General features: G+C 71.0%; 14 protein-coding genes. 8 read left to right on the top strand and 6 right to left on the bottom strand.

The window, feature by feature from the left end; all coding sequences use genetic code 11:
- Positions 1–62: 62 nt before the first annotated feature.
- Complete coding sequence (locus AB0D27_RS15610) at positions 63–515, top strand: Lrp/AsnC family transcriptional regulator (RefSeq protein ID WP_189186274.1); 453 nt, start codon at positions 63–65, stop codon at positions 513–515.
- 71 nt (positions 516–586) lie between these two features.
- Here the strand turns inward: AB0D27_RS15610 and AB0D27_RS15605 are convergent, their stop codons facing one another.
- Positions 587–1,222: a TetR family transcriptional regulator gene (locus AB0D27_RS15605; RefSeq protein WP_362507943.1), complete on the bottom strand. Its 636-nt coding sequence runs from the start codon at positions 1,220–1,222 to the stop codon at positions 587–589.
- 283 nt (positions 1,223–1,505) lie between these two features.
- Between AB0D27_RS15605 and AB0D27_RS15600 the strand changes: the two genes are divergently transcribed.
- Together AB0D27_RS15600 and AB0D27_RS15595 are read left to right on the top strand one after the other, a co-directional pair.
- Positions 1,506–2,213: a VOC family protein gene (locus tag AB0D27_RS15600; RefSeq protein ID WP_362507785.1), complete on the top strand. Its 708-nt coding sequence runs from the start codon at positions 1,506–1,508 to the stop codon at positions 2,211–2,213.
- A 191-nt stretch (positions 2,214–2,404) separates the two neighbouring features.
- The gene (locus AB0D27_RS15595) at positions 2,405–4,738 is read left to right on the top strand and encodes a serine/threonine-protein kinase (protein ID WP_362507782.1); all 2,334 of its coding nucleotides are present in this window, start codon (positions 2,405–2,407) and stop codon (positions 4,736–4,738) included.
- Between the two features lie 246 nt (positions 4,739–4,984).
- Here the strand turns inward: AB0D27_RS15595 and AB0D27_RS15590 are convergent, their stop codons facing one another.
- From AB0D27_RS15590 to AB0D27_RS15580, 3 genes are read right to left on the bottom strand one after another with little or no spacing between them, the layout of a single operon-like run.
- Positions 4,985–5,770 (bottom strand): enoyl-CoA hydratase/isomerase family protein, encoded by a 786-nt coding sequence (locus AB0D27_RS15590; RefSeq protein ID WP_362507779.1) that lies wholly within the window; start codon positions 5,768–5,770, stop codon positions 4,985–4,987.
- Positions 5,767–6,204, bottom strand: a complete 438-nt coding sequence (locus AB0D27_RS15585; RefSeq protein ID WP_362507776.1) for an OB-fold domain-containing protein — start codon at positions 6,202–6,204, stop codon at positions 5,767–5,769. Before AB0D27_RS15585 ends, AB0D27_RS15590 begins: the two co-directional genes overlap by 4 nt.
- A gap of 9 nt (positions 6,205–6,213) precedes the next feature.
- Complete coding sequence (locus tag AB0D27_RS15580) at positions 6,214–7,362, bottom strand: lipid-transfer protein (protein WP_362507773.1); 1,149 nt, start codon at positions 7,360–7,362, stop codon at positions 6,214–6,216.
- Between the two features lie 98 nt (positions 7,363–7,460).
- Here AB0D27_RS15580 and AB0D27_RS15575 point away from each other — a divergent pair, with 98 nt between their 5' ends.
- A complete protein-coding gene (locus AB0D27_RS15575) occupies positions 7,461–9,068 on the top strand; it encodes a FadD3 family acyl-CoA ligase (RefSeq protein WP_362507770.1) in 1,608 nt (535 codons plus the stop codon).
- A 149-nt stretch (positions 9,069–9,217) separates the two neighbouring features.
- On the opposite strand, the gene AB0D27_RS15570 is transcribed toward AB0D27_RS15575, so the two are convergent.
- On the bottom strand, positions 9,218–9,391 hold the full coding sequence (locus AB0D27_RS15570; RefSeq protein WP_362507767.1) for a hypothetical protein: 174 nt from the start codon (positions 9,389–9,391) through the stop codon (positions 9,218–9,220).
- Between the two features lie 206 nt (positions 9,392–9,597).
- The gene (locus tag AB0D27_RS15565) at positions 9,598–12,549 is read right to left on the bottom strand and encodes a BTAD domain-containing putative transcriptional regulator (RefSeq protein ID WP_362507764.1); all 2,952 of its coding nucleotides are present in this window, start codon (positions 12,547–12,549) and stop codon (positions 9,598–9,600) included.
- A 203-nt stretch (positions 12,550–12,752) separates the two neighbouring features.
- Between AB0D27_RS15565 and AB0D27_RS15560 the strand changes: the two genes are divergently transcribed.
- The 4 genes from AB0D27_RS15560 (at position 12,753) to AB0D27_RS15545 (ending at position 17,048) form a co-directional block, all read left to right on the top strand.
- Positions 12,753–13,997, top strand: a complete 1,245-nt coding sequence (locus AB0D27_RS15560; RefSeq protein WP_362507761.1) for an amidohydrolase family protein — start codon at positions 12,753–12,755, stop codon at positions 13,995–13,997.
- An 83-nt stretch (positions 13,998–14,080) separates the two neighbouring features.
- On the top strand, positions 14,081–15,019 hold the full coding sequence (locus AB0D27_RS15555; protein ID WP_362507758.1) for an LLM class F420-dependent oxidoreductase: 939 nt from the start codon (positions 14,081–14,083) through the stop codon (positions 15,017–15,019).
- A 15-nt stretch (positions 15,020–15,034) separates the two neighbouring features.
- The gene (locus AB0D27_RS15550) at positions 15,035–15,820 is read left to right on the top strand and encodes a glucose 1-dehydrogenase (protein ID WP_362507755.1); all 786 of its coding nucleotides are present in this window, start codon (positions 15,035–15,037) and stop codon (positions 15,818–15,820) included.
- 109 nt (positions 15,821–15,929) lie between these two features.
- Complete coding sequence (locus AB0D27_RS15545; RefSeq protein WP_362507752.1) at positions 15,930–17,048, top strand: LLM class flavin-dependent oxidoreductase; 1,119 nt, start codon at positions 15,930–15,932, stop codon at positions 17,046–17,048.
- Positions 17,049–17,059 lie beyond the last annotated feature (11 nt).

The following is a 17,059-nucleotide window of genomic DNA, read 5'->3' as shown; positions in this document are numbered from 1 at the left end:
TTGCCCCAAAGGTGTTTCCGAAGTTTGCTCGAGATCGCCTGATGTGAGGGAAGATCTGCCTCATGGACGCCGTGGACCAGAAGATTCTTGCCGAGCTGCAGCAGGACGGGCGGCTGACCGTGACGGAGCTGGCCGCGCGGGTGCGGCTGAGCGTCTCGCCGTGTCACCGGCGGCTGCGGGAGCTGGAGCGCTCCGGTGCCATCCGGGGCTATCGCGCGGTGGTGGACCCGGCCGCCGTGGGTCTGACCTTCGAGGCGCTGGTCTTCGTGTCGATGCGCCAGGAGGACCGGGACACCGTCGCCGACTTCGAGCGGGCGCTGGCCGACATCCCCCATGTCCTCGACGCGCAACGGCTGTTCGGGGAGCCGGACTATCTGCTGCGGGTCGCCACCGCCGACCTCGCGGCCTTCCAGCGGCTCTACGACGACCGGCTGGCGACGCTGCCGGGCGTGCAGCGGCTGACGTCCACCCTCGTGATGAAGCACGTCGTCACCGACCGGCCGCTGCCCGCATAGCGCGACAGGCGGCAGTCCACACCGGTGGACTGCCGCCCGCATGACAGGAGTTGGAAAGGGGGAAGAAGGCGCTACTTCGTGGGCTTCTTGCCGGTCACGCCCAGGTGCACCAACAGCGCCAGATTGGGCTTGAGCTCAGCCTGCTTGACACCCCAGGTCTGGAAGCCCTTCTGGTGCGAGGCCACCGCCGCGAGCATGGCGACGAGGGAGCCCGCCATCGCCGCCGGGTTCACGTCCTTGTCGACCTTGCCCTTGGACTGCAGCTCGGTGACCGTGTCCGTAAGGGAGTTGTTCACGGAGTTAAGGATCTTCATGCGAATTTTGTAGAACCGTTTGTCGCCCTCGGCGGCGCCCAGATCCACGACCCGCAGGATCGCGTCGTTCTTGCGCCAGAACTCCAGGAAGCCGTCGACAAGTTCCTGCGCGGTCTGCCAGCCCGCCTTGCCGACCCAGGAGCGCCCTTCGAGCAGCTGGGTCAACCCGGCGCCCTCCGCGGCCATTTGCTCGGCGATCTCCAGGACGGCGCCTTCGACGTCCGGGAAGTACTGGTAGAAGGTCGCGGGCGAAGTCCCTGCCTTCCGGGCGACATCAATGACTTTGACGTCCCGGTAGGGCGAGGAGCTGAGCATCTCGCTGAGGCAGTCGAGCAGCTTCTGCCGAGTCGCCTGCCCACGCCGTCCGGCCACGCGGCCGTCGACGGTACGCACTTGTCCTGTCATGCCGTCAGCTTACCGAGGGGTGATCGGAGCGCGATTCGGCCGACTGCAAATGGGGTGTGGACGGTGTGCGGGCACCACACGCGGCGGTGTGCGGACACCACACGCGACGGTGTGCGGGCGTCGCGCGCGATGGCGCGCGGGCACCACACGCGGCGGTGTGCGGGCACCACACGCGGCGGCGCGCGGGCGTCGCGCGCGACGGTGTGCGGGCGTCGCGCGCGACGGTGCGAGCCGCCGAGCGCGGCGGATGAAAGGCCGTTAGCTTGGCCGCATGGCCGTATTCACAGAAGGCGTGCCCTGCTGGGTCGACGCGCAGCTCCCGGACGTGGAAGCGGGCAAGCGTTTCTACGGGGAGCTCTTCGGCTGGACCTTCGCGCAGGGATACGGCCCCGCCGGCTGGGCACACCTCGACGGTGAGCCCGTCGCGGCCCTCACACCCAAGCGGGACGGCCGGATGCCCACCGTATGGACGGTGTACTTCGCGACGCCCGACGCCTTCGCGCTCTCCCGCCGGATCACGGACGCGGGCGGCCAGATCATCACGGCACCGGCGCCGGTCGACTCGCTGGGCACGGCGGGCCTCGCGGCCGACCCGGAGGGCGCCGTCTTCGGCCTGTGGCAGGCCGGCACCCATTCCGGCTTCGGCACGCGGCACGAACGGCGCTCCTTCTGCTGGGCCGAGCTGTACGCGCGGGACACGGCGACCGTCGACCGCTTCTACGGCACCCTCTTTCGCGACGCCCTCTTCGGCGCCGACGCGTCCGCCGACTTCGGCCGCGCCCGCATCTCCGATGTCTTCCCGGCCGAGATGCCGCCCCACTTTCTCGTCCACTTCGGCGTCGAGGACTGCGACGCGGTACTCGCAACGGTGAACCGGCTCGGCGGCCGGGTCCAGGCGCCACCCTTCGACACGTCGTACGGGCGGGTGGCCGTGGTCACGGACAATCAGGGAGCGTCGTTCGCCGTGCTCCAGCGGTGACGCGCGCCGTGCTTCGGCGACGACGCGGCCCCTTTTGTCCCGAGACACCCCGGTCCGCCCCCGGGTTCGCAACCTGTGGCTCCGCCAGGAAGAATCAGGGTGCGTGCCGCCAGGGCGGTGCGGTGGTGAGACGCTGCACGGGGCCGCGTTCATACGTGGATGATGTGGCCGTACGGGGAGGTGGCAGGCAAGTGGTGGATCAGCTGACGCAGCACGATCCGCGGCGGATCGGGCCGTTCGAGGTGCTGGGACGGCTGGGTGCCGGCGGCATGGGGCTGGTCTATCTCGCGCGCTCGGCGTCCGGCCGGCGCGTGGCGATCAAGACGGTCAGGACGGAACTCGCCGAGGACCAGCTGTTCCGGGTCCGCTTCTCGCGCGAGGTCGAGGCGGCCCGCGCCGTGTCCGGCTTCTACACGGCGGCCGTGGTCGACGCCGACGCGCGCGCCGCGGTGCCGTGGCTGGCCACCGCGTATGTGCCCGCGCCCTCGCTCGAGGAAATAGTGAACGAGTGCGGGCCGCTCCCGGCCCAGGCGGTGCGCTGGCTGGCGGCGGGCGTCGCGGAGGCGCTGCAGTCCATCCACGGCGCCGGTCTCGTCCACCGCGACCTGAAGCCCTCGAACGTCCTGGTGGTCGAGGACGGGCCGCGGGTGATCGACTTCGGTATCGCGTCCGGCGTTTCGAACACCCGTCTGACCATGACGAACGTCGCCGTCGGTACGCCCGCGTACATGTCGCCCGAGCAGGCGAAGGACTCGCGCAGCGTCACCGGCGCGAGCGACGTCTTCTCGCTCGGCTCGATGCTCGTCTTCGCCGCCACCGGGCACGCCCCCTTCCACGGAGCGAATCCCGTCGAGACCGTCTTCATGCTGCTCCGGGAGGGCCCGGACCTCGCGGGCCTCCCCGACGAACTGCGCCCGCTCATCGAGTCCTGCATGCAGATGGAGGCGACGGGCCGCCCCAATCCCGCCGACCTCCAGGCCCAACTGGCACCCCATCTCTTCGGCTCCGGCTCCGACGACAGCGGTACGGCGTCGGCGTGGCTGCCCGAGCGCGCGGTGGGCCTGATCGAGGCGCGTCGCGGGGGCCGCCCGGCCGTGAAGCCGTCGCCTGGCGGGAGTGGGCGCAGTGGCGGGGGGCGCGCGGTGATGCCTGCGCCCCCTTCGCACGCCCCCGTACCCGTAGGGGCCCCCGACACCGGCCCCGTGCGCCTCGCGGGCGCGCAGGTGCCCATCGGCCCCGGCCCGCGCGTCGCGGACGCCCGCGCGGCGGCCGTGAAGGCGCCCCCTCCCGAGGCGGGCCTCGCGGCGTCCTGGTCCCGGCCGCGCGCCGGCGTGAACGGCGCCGATCCGGCACCCGTGCCGACCGTCGCGCCGCCCCCCGCGCCCGATTCACCCTCCGGCTGGCGCCCCTGGCGCTTCCGTATGTCGAACGACGTATGGGGTACGCCGTCGGTGGCGGGCGACCTCGTCTACGTCACCTCCTTCGAGGTCCACGCCCTGGATGTCGCGACCGGCCGGCGCCGCTTCAAGACGCGCGACGTGGCCTGGTCGATGGCGGTGGCCGACGGCCGTATCCACGCCTCCGACGGCCCCACCCTCTTCGCCCTGGACGCCCGCGAGGGCGCCGACCTGTGGCGTCTGTCGACCGACGCCTGGGTGTACTCACTCAAGGCCGACCGGGGGACCGTCGTCACCGGCACGCGCGGCGGCGGTGTCCAGGCCTGGGAGGCCTCCAACGGCCAGAAGCTGTGGGAGATCACCGGCGCCCAGACGGACTTCGAGTCCCCGGAGGCCGGGCCCACCGTCCACGACGGCACGGTGTACGTATGGAAGGACGCGCGTCTGCGTGCGCTGGAGGCCCGAACCGGCGACGAGCGCTGGTCGTATCCCATCGGCGACGCGGCCTCCTGCGGCGGCGTGCCGGTCCGGCTGACGCACGCTCCCGACGGCTACGTCTACGTCTCCGCGGGCACCCGCGCCCTCGCCATCGACGTGGCGAGCGGGCACGTCCGCTGGCACTTCGAGGCCCCGGCGGTCTTCCTCTGTGCGCCGACCTTCGCGCCGGGACCGGCGGTCACGGGTGGCGGTGTCTACCTCGCCGACTACCTCGGCACGGTGTACGCCCTCGACGCCACCGACGGACGCGACCGCTGGCGCATCGCCACCGAGTCCCGCGCCTCCATCGAGCCGGTCCTCGTCGCCGCCGGTCACGTCCACGTCGGCAGCGGCAAGGGGCTGTACACCCTGGACGCCGTGACCGGCACGCCCAAGTGGCGCTTCCAGGCGGGCGGCGACCTGGTGGGCGCCCCCGCGGTGGCCGAGGGCCGCATCCACTTCGGTTCGACGGATCACCTGCTCTACACGCTCAAGGCCGACGACGGCCGCCTGCGCTGGAAGCTCGCCACCGGGGGCGAGATCACCGGGGCGCCCGTCGTCAAGGACGGCGTGGTGTACGCCTGCAGCAAGGACCGCTGTGTGTACGCGCTGGACGCGGAGAAGGGGACGGGGACGGCGCGGACGACGTGAGCGGTTTTTCGCCCCCTCCGCCCCTCAATCGCCGGAGGGCTTCAGCCCGTCCGGCGTTTGAGGACGAGCGCGAAGCGCGATACGGGGGGTCTGGGGGGCGGAGCCCCTCAGGTACGGGACGGGCAGGGGCGGAGGGGGCGAGAACCGCTGTGACGGCCGTCGCACCGGGCACGGAAGGGACTCCGGACGGCGGCCGTCGGTGCAGACGCTACGCCGGGTATGACGCCCCCGCCACGCGGGCGCCGCCTACCGCAGCCGAAACCCGGGCCGACGGCCGGAGAACAGCGACGCCTGCCGTTCCCCCGGCAGATTCCCCAGCGACACAAGCTGCGGCGCGTGCGCGAGGGCCTGCGCCCGCCCTGCCTCGCCGGCCAGCCACAGGGCTCGCACGGTGCCCTGCACGGCCTCGGCCGGATACGAGGCGATGACGGCCGCGCACTCGACGGCCGCCGCCAACGCACCGCCCGGCGAGGTGACTTCGGACACCAGCCCCACCTCATACGCCCGCCGCGCGGACATCCGCTCGGCGGTCCCCATCAACGCCATCCGAGCCACCTCCCCGACCGGCATCCGCTGCGCCATGTACACGGACTCGTATGCGCTGACCATCCCGTACGTGGTGTGCGGATCGAAGAAGGTCGCCGTCTCGTCCGCCACGACGAACTCCGCCTCCCCCAGCAGATAGAAGGCACCCCCGCAGGCGATCCCGTTCACGGCGGCGATCACCGGCTTCCACAGGTCGTTCGCCTTCGGCCCGATGGCGACGAGCGGATCGTCCACCATGTAGGGCGAGTTGGGCTGCGGAACCTCCACGTCCCGGTCGATCCCCGTACTGAAGGCCCGCGTGCCCGCCCCGGTGACGACGAGGGCCCGCACGGTGTCGTCGTACCGGAACTCCCGCCAGGCAGCGGCGAGTTCGGCCGCCGTGTCGAGGCCGATGGCGTTGAGCTTGCCGGGCCGGTCGAGGGTGAGGACGCCGACGCCGGTGTCCTTGTCGATCCCGACGCTCAGCCCCCCGCCCCCGCTCCTCACGCCCGCTCCAGAATCCACCGGGGCACGCTCACGCCACCCACCTGCGTGAAGACCGCCTGCACCCGCGCCCCGATCCGTATGCGTTCCGCCGGAACGGAGTTGAGCGGCGCGCCGGGCCCCCTCACCAGGTTCCCCACGAGCCGTATCCGGGGAGCCTCCGCCAGCTCGACCACGATCGCGTTGTACGGGGCCTGCTCGGCGTAGGCGGGCAGCAGCGGCGGGTGCGGGATGACGTACGACCACACGCGCCCGCGCCCGCTCATCTTGCGCCACTCGCTCTCGAAGGAGTGGCAGTGCGGGCAGCAGGGCCGGGGCGGGAAGCGGAGTTCGCCGCAGTCGGCGCACGCCTGGATGCGGAGTTCACCCTGGGCCGCGTACTGCCAGAAGGGCGTGCCGTCGTCGTCGAGGACGGGGGAGAGAAGGGGCTCGTTCATGTCGGCTCCTCAGACCTTGAGAAGAAGCGCGGATGTCGGTACTCCCTCACCGGCGGTGACCAGGCAGGTGGCGGCCCCCGGCACCTGCGCCGTGCTCGTGCCCCGCAACTGCTTCACGCCCTCGTTGATGAGGTTGAAGCCGTGCACGTAAGCCTCGCTGAGTCCGCCGCCCCCCGTGTTGAGGGGCAGCCGTCCCCCGATCTCCAGGGCGCCGCCCTCGGTGAAGGCCGCGCCCTCCCCTCTCCCGCAGAAGCCGTATCCCTCCAGCGAGAGCGGGATGAGGGGGGTGAACGCGTCGTAGATCTGCGCCACGTCCACGTCCTCCGGTGTGAAGTCGGCGTGTTTCCACAGGTGGCGGGCGGCAGTCCAGGCGGGGCCCGTGAGCGGGTCGTCGTTCCAGTAGTTGACCATGCCGTGGTGCTGGGCGGGCAGGCCCTGGGCGGCGGAGTGGACGTACACGGGCCGCTGTCGGCAGTCGCGGGCGCGCTCGGCGGACACGATCACACACGCCAACGCGCCGTCCGTCTCCAGGCAGTTGTCGAAGAGGCACAGGGGTTCGCTGATCCAGCGGGAGGTCATGTACATCTCGCGGGTCAGCGGGCGCTCGTACATGATCGCGGCCGGATTCTGGTTGGCCCGGTTGCGGCAGGCGAGGGCGACATTGAAGAGATGGTCCCTGGTGGCCCCGTACTCGTGCATGTACCGGCGTGCCAGCATGCCGATCTCGTCGGCGGGGCGGAGGAGGCCGAAGGGGCGGGTCCACTGGGCGGGAGTGGTGAGTTGGACGGCCGTGTTCTTCCACGGGCGGGGTCCGCTGCCCCTTTTCCGCGACCGCCAGGCGATACCCACCGTGGCCTGACCGCCGGCGATGGCGGCGGCGAGGTGGGCGACGGTGGCGCAGGAGCCGCCCCCTCCGTATCCGACCTTGCTGAAGAAAGTGAGGTCGCCGAGCCCGACGGCCTTGGCCACCTCCACCTCGTCCGTCTCCTCCATGGTGTAGGAGGCGAGTGCGTCGACTTCCGCGGGCGCGATCCCGGCGTCGTCGAGGGCGGCCAGGATGGCGCGACAGGCCAACGCCTTCTCGGACTCGGGCAGTTGCCGGGCGAAGGGCGTCTGTCCGATCCCGACGACGGCTGTGGCGTCCTTGATCCCTGGCATGCGTGCACCTCCGCGGACGTCCCGGCTGCTGACAGGGCGTCAGGCTACAGCTAATCTGACGGACAGTCAGCTAGTGGTGCGTCAGCGGGAGGTGCGCGATGCGCGGTGACCTGGAGTGGGGCAGCATCCCCGGACTGGTGCGTTCGGCGGCGACACGCTTCGCGGACCGTGAGGCGGTCGTCGAGGGCCGTACGCGCATCTCCTACGCCGAGTTGGGCGCCCGCGTGGAACACGCGGCGGCGGCGTGCATGGCGAACGGGGTGCGACCGGGCGACCGGGTGGCCATCTGGGCTCCGAACACCCTCGACTGGATCGTCTCCGCCCTCGGCGCGGTGTCCGCGGGCGCGGTCCTGGTCCCGCTGAACACACGCTTCAAGGGAAGCGAGGCGGCGTACGTCCTGGCTCGCAGCCGGGCCCGCCTGCTGTTCGTGACGGGCACGTTCCTGGGCACGTCGTACGTGGCGTCGCTGCGGCGGGCGGCGGGAGAAGGGCCCGGAGGGCCGGGCCCGTTGCCCGGTATCCCGCACCTGGAGCAGGTGGTGGTGCTCGCGGACGACGCGCCCGCCGACTTCCTCACCTGGAAGGACTTCCTGGCGGAAGGGGACGGGGTGGGAGCGGCGGAGGTACGCCGCCGGGGAGACGGTGTGTCCCCCTCCTCCCCCTCGGACATCATCTTCACCTCGGGCACGACGGGCCGCCCCAAGGGCGCGTTGATCACCCATGCGCAGACCCTCCGCGGCTACGCCATCTGGAGCGACCTCGCGGGGCTGCGCGAGGGCGACCGCTATCTGATCGTGAACCCCTTCTTCCACACCTTCGGCTACAAGGCGGGCATCGTGGCCTGCCTGATGCGCGGCGCGACGATGATCCCGCAGCCGGTGTTCAACGTGGACACGGTGCTGGCGAACGTGGCGTCGGAGCGCATCTCGGTCCTGCCGGGCCCGCCCACCCTCCACCAGTCGCTGCTGGACCACCCGTCCAGGGACACGTACGACCTCTCGGCGTTGCGGCTGGTGGTGACGGGAGCGGCGGTGGTTCCCCTGCGCCTGGTGGAACGCCTGCGCTCGGAACTCGGCGTGGGCACGGTGCTCACGGCGTACGGCCTGTCCGAGGCCAGCGGGATCGTCACGATGTGCCGGCGCGGTGACGCACCGCCGGTGATCGCCTCGACGTCGGGCCGGGCGATCCCGGACACGGAGGTACGGGTCGCCGACGCCTCCGGAGCTCCTGTCGACCCCGGCTCTCCCGGAGAGGTCCTGGTCCGGGGCTTCAACGTCATGCGGGGCTATTTCGAGGACCCGGAGGCCACGGCGGCGGTCCTCGACCCCGACGGCTGGCTGCACACGGGCGACGTCGGCGTCCTCGACCCCGCGGGCAACCTCCGCATCACCGACCGCATCAAGGACATGTTCATCGTCGGCGGCTTCAACGCCTACCCCGCCGAGATAGAACAGCTCCTCGGCCTCCACCCGGACGTCGCCGACGTCGCCGTGATCGGCGTCCCGGACGACCGCCTCGGCGAGGTCGGCAAGGCGTACGTCGTCCGCCGCCCGGATTCCCCCCTCACCGCCGACGACCTCATCGCCTGGTCCCGCCGCGAAATGGCGAACTACAAAGTGCCCAGGACGGTGGAGTTCGTGCGGGAACTGCCTCGGAACGCGAGTGGGAAGGTGATGAAGGGGCAGCTTCGCGGCGTTACCACGTGATCAGCTCGATGAGGCTCGCGCACGCGGGCGGCCGACGTCGACCGGCAGGGCTCTCCGGAGGAGTGGAGCCGCACCCGCCCGGACACACGTCGGCCGCGGCGGCTCCCCCTCCGCGCCGCCGCGGCCGATCCCCGTGTGATGTGGTCTGGTCAGGCCGGCTCGTCCGTCGCGTGGACGTTGTCCGTGGACGCGTCGCCGGTGTCCTCGCCCGGGGCGATCGGGTTCTTGCCCGTGAGGGGCTCGGTGGTGGCGTGCACGTTGTCCGTGCCGACCGTCGGCTCGTCGGTGGCGTGGACGTTGTCGGTGCTGGTCTCGTCGCTCATGACTGGCTCCCCTGCAGTTCTCGATGCGGTAGTCGGGAAGGTCCCGCCCGGCAACTCCCCCGAGGGTCGCCGGACGGGCACTTCTGGGCCGGTTCACCTTAAAGGTGCGGCCGCGTGTCACCCCGTCTGCCCCCCGACGCGACGGATCGACACGTCGAGAGTGCCGGGTGGCGATAAACGAACGATGAACGTGCAGGCGCGCGCTCTCAGGCGACGGCGAGAGGGTTGAGAAGCACCCGCACCTCAGCGGCCTCCGGGGCGCCCAACGTCTCGTAGATGTCGAGGGCTTCCTGCCAGCAGACCTGGGCGCGACCGATCTGGCCGATACCGTTCAGGGCCCGGCCGAGCACCGACAGAACGTTGCCGCGTCGCCATTCGCCGCCGATCCCCCGGAGAACGGTCAGCGCCAACTCGGCGTTTGCGGCGGCCTGTGCCGGGCGCCGTGCGGCCAGGTCCGCCTCGGCGAGACGGAACAGCGTCATGCCCTCCCACAGCCGCTGGCGGCTGTCCCGGAACACTTCGAGGGCTTCCTGCAGACGGTGGACGGCCTGGGAGAGCTGACCGCTCTGTGTGAGCGCGAGCCCCAGGGCGTACCGGCCATTGGCCCCCCTCAGCGCGTGGCCCATGTCGTCGTACATGGCCGTGCCCTGCTCGGCCAGGGTCACCGCGCTCGCGGTCCGCCCGGCGGCGAGGTGAATGCGGGAGAGGTTGCACAGGGCGCTCGCCTCGCCCGGGCGGTCCTCGCAGGCGCGGAAGTTCTCGATGGCGCGGCTCAGGTGTGCCTCGCCGTCCTCATGCCGGTTCTGGTACAGCGCGATCACGCCGAGGATGTTGGACGACCAGCAGCTGGTCAGAGGATCACCGGTGGCGAGGGCCAGCTCGAGGGCACGCGTGGCGGCCCGGTCCGCCGAGTCGAAACGCCCGGTGATGTGGTGCACGAAGGACAGCGTCGTCAGCGCCCGGGCCTCGGCGCGTGGCGCCGCGATCTTCTGCGCGGCGGTGCGCGCGGCCTCGGCGATGGCCTCGTACTCCTTGGAGTTCGCTCCTGATTCCGCCAGGTCGACGGCGGCCCACAGGAGATCGACGGCCCGCGGCAGGGTCTGAGGTCCCGTCGACTGCCGCACACACGCCAGGGTGCAGACCGCCTCGGCGTACAACCAGTCCTGAGCCTGATGCCGGTCCTCGAACACCAGCCCTGGATACTCGGTGGCCTCAAGGTGGTCCACCAGCCGGTCCCCGGGCCGATCGATCTCGTAGACCCCCGCAGCCGTAGCCAAATAGAAGTCAAGCAACCGGGACATGGCCGCGTCCCGCTCGCTCGGCGGCTGCTCGTCCCGCTCAGCGCACGCGCGCGCGTAGAGGCGTACGAGGTCGTGGTAGCGGTAGCGGCCGGGAGCCGCCGACTCCAGGAGGGAGGTGTCGACGAGGGACTCCAGGAGGTCCTCGGTGTCCTCGACCGGGAGGTCCAGGACCGCCGCCGCGGCGGCCAGGGAGATGTCCGGGCCGTCCGCCAGGCCCAGGAGACGGAAGGCGCGGGCCTGGGCCGGCTCCAGCTGGCCGTAGCCCAGTTCGAACGTGGCCTTCACCGCGAGGTCGCCCGCCTGGAGTTCGTCCAGGCGGCGGCGTTCGTCGGCGAGCTTGGCCGCCAGCACGGACACCGTCCAGGTGCGGCGCGCGGCCAGGCGGGAGGCGGCGATACGGATCGCCAGGGGAAGGAAGCCGCACGCCGCGACCACGTCGAGCGCGGCCTCCCGTTCCGAGGCGACCCGCTCCTCGCCCACGATCTTCGTGAAGAGCTGCAACGCCTCCTCGGGCGACATCACGTCCAGATCCACCAGATGGGCGCCCGCCAGGTCCACCATCCGCACCCGGGAAGTGACCAGGGCCGCGCAGCCTTCCATCCCCGGTAGCAGCGGACGCACTTGCGCCGCATCCCGGGCGTTGTCCAGCAGCACGAGGACGCGGCGGCCGTCCAGCACCGAGCGGTACAGGGCCGAGCGTTCCTCCAGCGAGTCCGGGATGGCGGAATCAGCCGTACCCAGGGCCCGCAGGAAAGCACCGAGCACCGTCTCCGGCTCCGCCGCTCGCGACCCCGCTCCCTGCAGGTCGACGTACAGCTGCCCATCGGGGAACGCCCCGCGTGCCTGGTGCGCGACATGCACCGCGAGAGTCGTCTTGCCCACGCCCCCGATGCCCGCCAGCGCCGAGACCGCCATCACCCGGCCCTCGGCGGAGGAGGCGGAGGCCAGGACGTCGCTCAGTTCCTGGACGAAGGAGGAGCGGCCGGTGAAGTCGGTGACCGTGGCGGGGAGCTGGGCGGGGCGTACGGGGGCGGCGGTGGGCTCGGCGGCGGGGGCGGAGGGTTCCGCGAGGCCGGGGTCGGCCTGCAGGATCCGCTGCTGGAGTTCCTTCAGGCCCGCGCGCGGGTCGACGCCGAGTTCGTCGGCCAGCAGGCGCCGGGTGTCCGCGTACACCGCCAGCGCCTCCGCCTGGCGGCCGCTGCGGTACAGCGCGAGCATCAGCAGCTCCCGCAACCGCTCGCGGAGCGGATGCGCCGCCGTCAGCGCGGTCAGTTCGGAGACCGCCTCCGCGTGGCAGCCCTGCTCCAGGTCCATGTCGAGCCGCGACTCAAGGAGTTGCAGCCGCCACTCCTCCAGCCGGGCCCGCTGTGTCTCCGCGTACGGCCCGGGAACGCTCGCCAGCGGCTCCCCGTCCCACAGTCCGAGCGCGTCCCGCAGCAGTTCGCGGGCCCGGCACAGATCCCCGGCGCTGCGCGCCTTCTCGGCGTCGGCCGCCAGGTCCTGGGCCCGGGCGTGGTCGAGCGCGCCCTCAGTGAGCGATCGGATGGCGTATCCGCCCGACTCACTCACCAGGACCTCGGACCCCAGTGCCTTACGGAGCCGGGACGCGTACGTGCGCACGGCGGCCAGTGCCTGGGAGGGGGGTTCGTCGCCCCACAGGGCGTCGATGAGTTCGGAAGCCGTGGCCGTGCGGCCGTCGCGCAGCAGCAGCGCGGCCAGCAGGGCGCGTTGCTGCGGGGACCCCGCAGGCAGGGGCTCGTCACCGTGCCAGGCGCGCACCGGGCCGAGCACGCTGAAGCGCAGCGCCGCCGATTCCTCGGGACGCCGCTGCTCCGGTACTCGCGGCACACCGTCCATCGCTGTCCCCCTGCCGAACCGTCAGTGCAAGGAGGCCAGTTTGCCTTGTTCATGGCGGATGCGTCAGCCGTGGGAGACGGCGATCACAGGGCGCCGCACGGTACACCACAAGGTCCTCACATCACCTCCGCACGCAGGCGCGCATCCGGCGTCCCCCTTCCCAGTAGCTGACGGGTCGTCAGATCAGCGCTACCGTGGCCGGTATGGAGACCATGAAGACCCCCGCGACCGGCCAGGACTTCCCGAAGATCATCTCGGTGGACGACCACACGGTGGAACCCCCCGACGTCTGGCGGGACCGGCTGCCGGCGAAGTACCAGGACACCGGACCCCGTATAGTCCGCGCGCCGCTGAAGGAAATGACCTTCCTGGGCGGCAAGTTCGCGCCCGTCATGGGCAGCCCCGGCGACGACGGCCCGATCGGCGACTGGTGGGTGTACGAGGACCTGCACCGCCCCCTCACCCGCCTCGACACCGCCGTCGGCTACTCCCGCGACGAGATCAAGCTCGAGATCATCACGTACGAGCAGATGCGACCGGGTTCGTACGACGTCACTCGGCGTCTTGCCGACATGGACGTCAACCACGTCCAGTCCGCCCTCTGCTTCCCCACCTTCCCGCGCTTTTGCGGGCAGACGTTCACCGAGGCCAAGGACCGTGAGCTGGCCCTTCTCGCGGTAAGGGCCTACAACGACTGGATGGTGGAGGAGTGGTGCGGGCCGGCCGCGCACGGGCGTCTGATCCCGCTCACCCTCATACCGCTGTGGGATGCGCACCTCGCGGCGGAAGAGGTACGGCGCAATGCCGCCCGTGGCGTACGCGCGGTGGCCTTCTCCGAGATCCCGCCCCACCTGGGGCTGCCCTCCGTCCACACCGACGACTGGGACCCCTTCCTCGCCGCCTGCGACGAGACCGGCACGGTCATCGCCATGCACATCGGCTCCAGCAGCCGTATGCCGTCCACCTCCGCCGACGCCCCGCCCGCCGTCGGCTCCACCATCACCTTCGCCAACTGCTGCTTCTCGATGGTCGACTGGCTGATGAGCGGCAAGTTCGAGCGCTTCCCGAACCTCAAGGTCATGTACGCGGAAGGCCAGATCGGCTGGATCCCCTACATCCTCGAGCGCGCCGACGTGGTGTGGGAGGAGAACCGCGGCTGGGGCGGCGTCGCCGACAAGGTCCACCGCCCGCCGTCCGAACTCTTCGCCGACCATGTCTACGGCTGCTTCTTCGACGACGCCTTCGGCCTGAAGAACCTCGACGCGATCGGCGTCGGCAATGTCCTGTACGAGACCGACTACCCGCACTCCGACTCCACCTGGCCCCAGTCCCGGCAGGTCGGCGAGGCCCAGATGAGCCACCTCGACGCGGACGTGGTCGACCGGATCGTACGGCGCAACGCGATCGAGCTGCTGGGGCTGACGCCCGAGGGCCTCTGGGCGCCGTAAACGGTGCACGCCTCTTGTCTGACGGGTCGTCAGCTACCACCATGAGCGGAGATGACGACTCGTCAGATAAAGGGGTGCCGTCCATGCGCGTACTGCCCGAAGGCCGGCTGGCGTACGGGATGCAGCTCCCCGTCCAGTCGCAGAGCACCCTCTACGCGGAGGCGTGGGAGGCGGAGGCCGGACCTGAAGACCTGGTCGGGATCGCCCGTGCCGCCGACCGCGCCGGCTTCGCCTACCTCGCGAGCTGTGACCATGTCGCCATCCCACGGCGCCTCGCGGACGCGATGAGCACGACCTGGTACGACCCCGTCGCCACCCTCGCCTACCTGGCGGGCGTGACCGAGCGCGTACGGCTGCTCAGCCATGTCGCGATCGTCGGGCTGCGGCATCCGCTCGTCACGGCCAAGCAGTACGCCACCCTCGACCACCTTTCCGGCGGGCGGCTCATCCTCGGAGTGGGCGCCGGACACGTACAGGAGGAGTTCGAGGCGGTCGGGGCGGACTTCGAGCGGCGCGGGGCGGTGCTCGACGAGTCGATCGACGCGTTGCGGGCCGCGCTGGGGAGGGACGAATACCCCGTCCACCACGGCAAGGTGTACGACTTCGAGGGGCTCGGGCAGCGGCCCCGGCCCGCGCAGGAGCGGGTACCCGTGTGGGTCGGCGGCTCCTCGCCCGCCGCCGTGCGCCGCGCCGCGCTGCGGGGCGACGGCTGGCTGCCGCAGGGGGACCCGCGCGACCGGCTGCCGGGGCAGATCGCCCGGCTCAAGGACCTGCGCGCGGAGGCCGGCATCGAAGAGCCCGTCACCGTCGGCGCCATCACCGAGCCGCTGTACGTCGGCGCGCCCGGCTGGGATGTCGGGCGGCGCACCCTGCACGGGGCGCCCGAGGAGCTCGCCGAGTCGCTGCGGGCCTACCGGGCGATGGGCGTCCACCAGATACAGGTGCGGTTCCGCAGCAGGAGCCGCGGCGAACTCACCGACCAGATCGCCGCCTTCGGCGCGGACGTCGCGCCTCACCTCTGAGCCTCAAGGAGAGCCATGGGCAAGCTGGACGGACGCGTCGTCCTCATCACCGGTGCGGCGCGCGGGCAGGGCGAGCGGGAGGCGCGGCTGTTCGTCGAGGAGGGCGCCGCGGTCGTCGTCGCGGATGTGCTCGACGACCAGGGGGAGGCGCTGGCCAAGGAGATCGGGGCGCGATACGTCCACCTCGATGTCAGCCAGGAGGCCGACTGGCACGAGGCGGTGCGGGCCGCCAAGCATGCGTACGGGCGGATCGACGGGCTCGTCAACAACGCCGGCATCCTGCGCTTCAACGAGCTGGTCGACACGCCGCTGGACGAGTTCCAGCAGATCGTGCAGGTCAACCAGGTCGGGGTGTTCCTCGGGATCAAGACCGTGGCGCCCGAGATCGAGGCCGCGGGCGGCGGCACGATCGTGAACACGGCTTCGTACGCGGGGCTCACGGGCATGGCGTGGGTGGGGGCCTACTCCGCGACCAAGCACGCCATCGTGGGCCTGACGCGGGTCGCGGCCCTCGAACTGGCCGCCAAGAAGATCCGCGTCAACGCCGTCTGCCCGGGGGCCATCGACACCGCCATGAGCAACCCGGCCCAGCTCGACCCGGGCGCCGACCCCGCCGACAGCGCGGCGGCCTCCGAGGCGCTCGACGAGCTGTACCGCAAGCTCGTGCCGCTGGGACGGATCGGGCGGCCGGAGGAGGTGGCCCGCCTCGCCCTCTTCCTGACCGGCGAGGACTCCTCGTACATCACCGGACAGCCGTTCGTGATCGACGGGGGATGGCTGGCGGGCGTGAGCGTTCTCTGACGTGGCGTCAGCTATTGACGGTCCACGTGCGCGGTGGAACAGTCGGCTCAATGAATCTGACGGTACGTCAGATATCTGTCGGGTATCTGGATGGGGACGGTGAACCTCCTTGGAATTCGGGCTCTTTGTACAGGGATACGTGGGCAAGCGCGCCGAGACGGACCCGCTCGCGGAGCACAAGGCGCTGATGGAGGAGACCGAGTACGTCATCCAGGCGGACAAGTCCGGCTTCAAGTACGCCTGGGCGTCCGAGCACCACTTCCTGGACGAGTACTCGCACCTGTCCGCCAATGACGTCTTCCTCGGATACCTGGCGCACGCGACCGACCGCATCCACCTCGGCTCGGGCATCTTCAACCCGCTCGCCCAGGTCAATCACCCGGTCAAGGTCGCCGAGAAGGTCGCCATGCTCGACCATCTCTCCGAGAACCGCTTCGAGTTCGGGTCCGGACGAGGCGCCGGCTCGCACGAGATCCTCGGCTTCATCCCCGGCGTCACCGACATGAACTACACCAAGGAGATCTGGGAAGAGACCATCGCCGAGTTCCCGAAGATGTGGCTCCAGGAGGAGTACGCCGGGTTCCAGGGCAAACATTGGTCGCTCCCACCCCGCAAGGTGCTGCCCAAGCCGTACGGCAAGTCGCACCCCGCCATGTGGTACGCCGCCGGGTCGCCGCCCTCGTACGCCATGGCCGCCCGCAAGGGCCTCGGGGTGCTCGGCTTCAGCGTGCAGAAGGTCTCCGACATGGAGTGGGTGCTCGAGCAGTACAAGACGGCGGTCGTGAACGCCGAACCGGTCGGGGACTTCGTCAACGACAACGTCATGGTGACGACCACCGCCATCTGCGCCCCCACACACGAGGAGGCGATCCGGATCGCGGTGGGCGGCGGCCTGCACTACCTCCCCTCCCTCGTCTTCCGCTATCACGACACCTTCCCGCGCCCCGAGGGCTTCCCCGTCTGGCCGGAGACGCTCCCCGAGTACACCCCGGAGTTCGTCGAACTCCTCATCGAGGAGGAGCTGTTGATCTGCGGCGACCCCGACGAGGTGCTCACCCAGTGCAAACGCTGGGAGCAGGCGGGCGCCGACCAGCTCAGCTTCGGTCTGCCGGTCGGGGTGCCGAAGGAGGAGACGCTCCAGACGATCCGGCTGATCGGCGAGCACGTCATCCCGAAGATCGACACGGATCCGGTGCACCGCACGACCCGGTTCCGCCAGTCCGCGTAGGGGGTGCTGCG

It is taken from the genome of Streptomyces sp. NPDC048415 (genome assembly GCF_040651675.1).
Lineage (GTDB): Bacteria > Actinomycetota > Actinomycetes > Streptomycetales > Streptomycetaceae > Streptomyces.
Note: the sequence above shows the minus strand (reverse complement) of the source record. Positions and strands in the feature narration are given on the sequence as shown.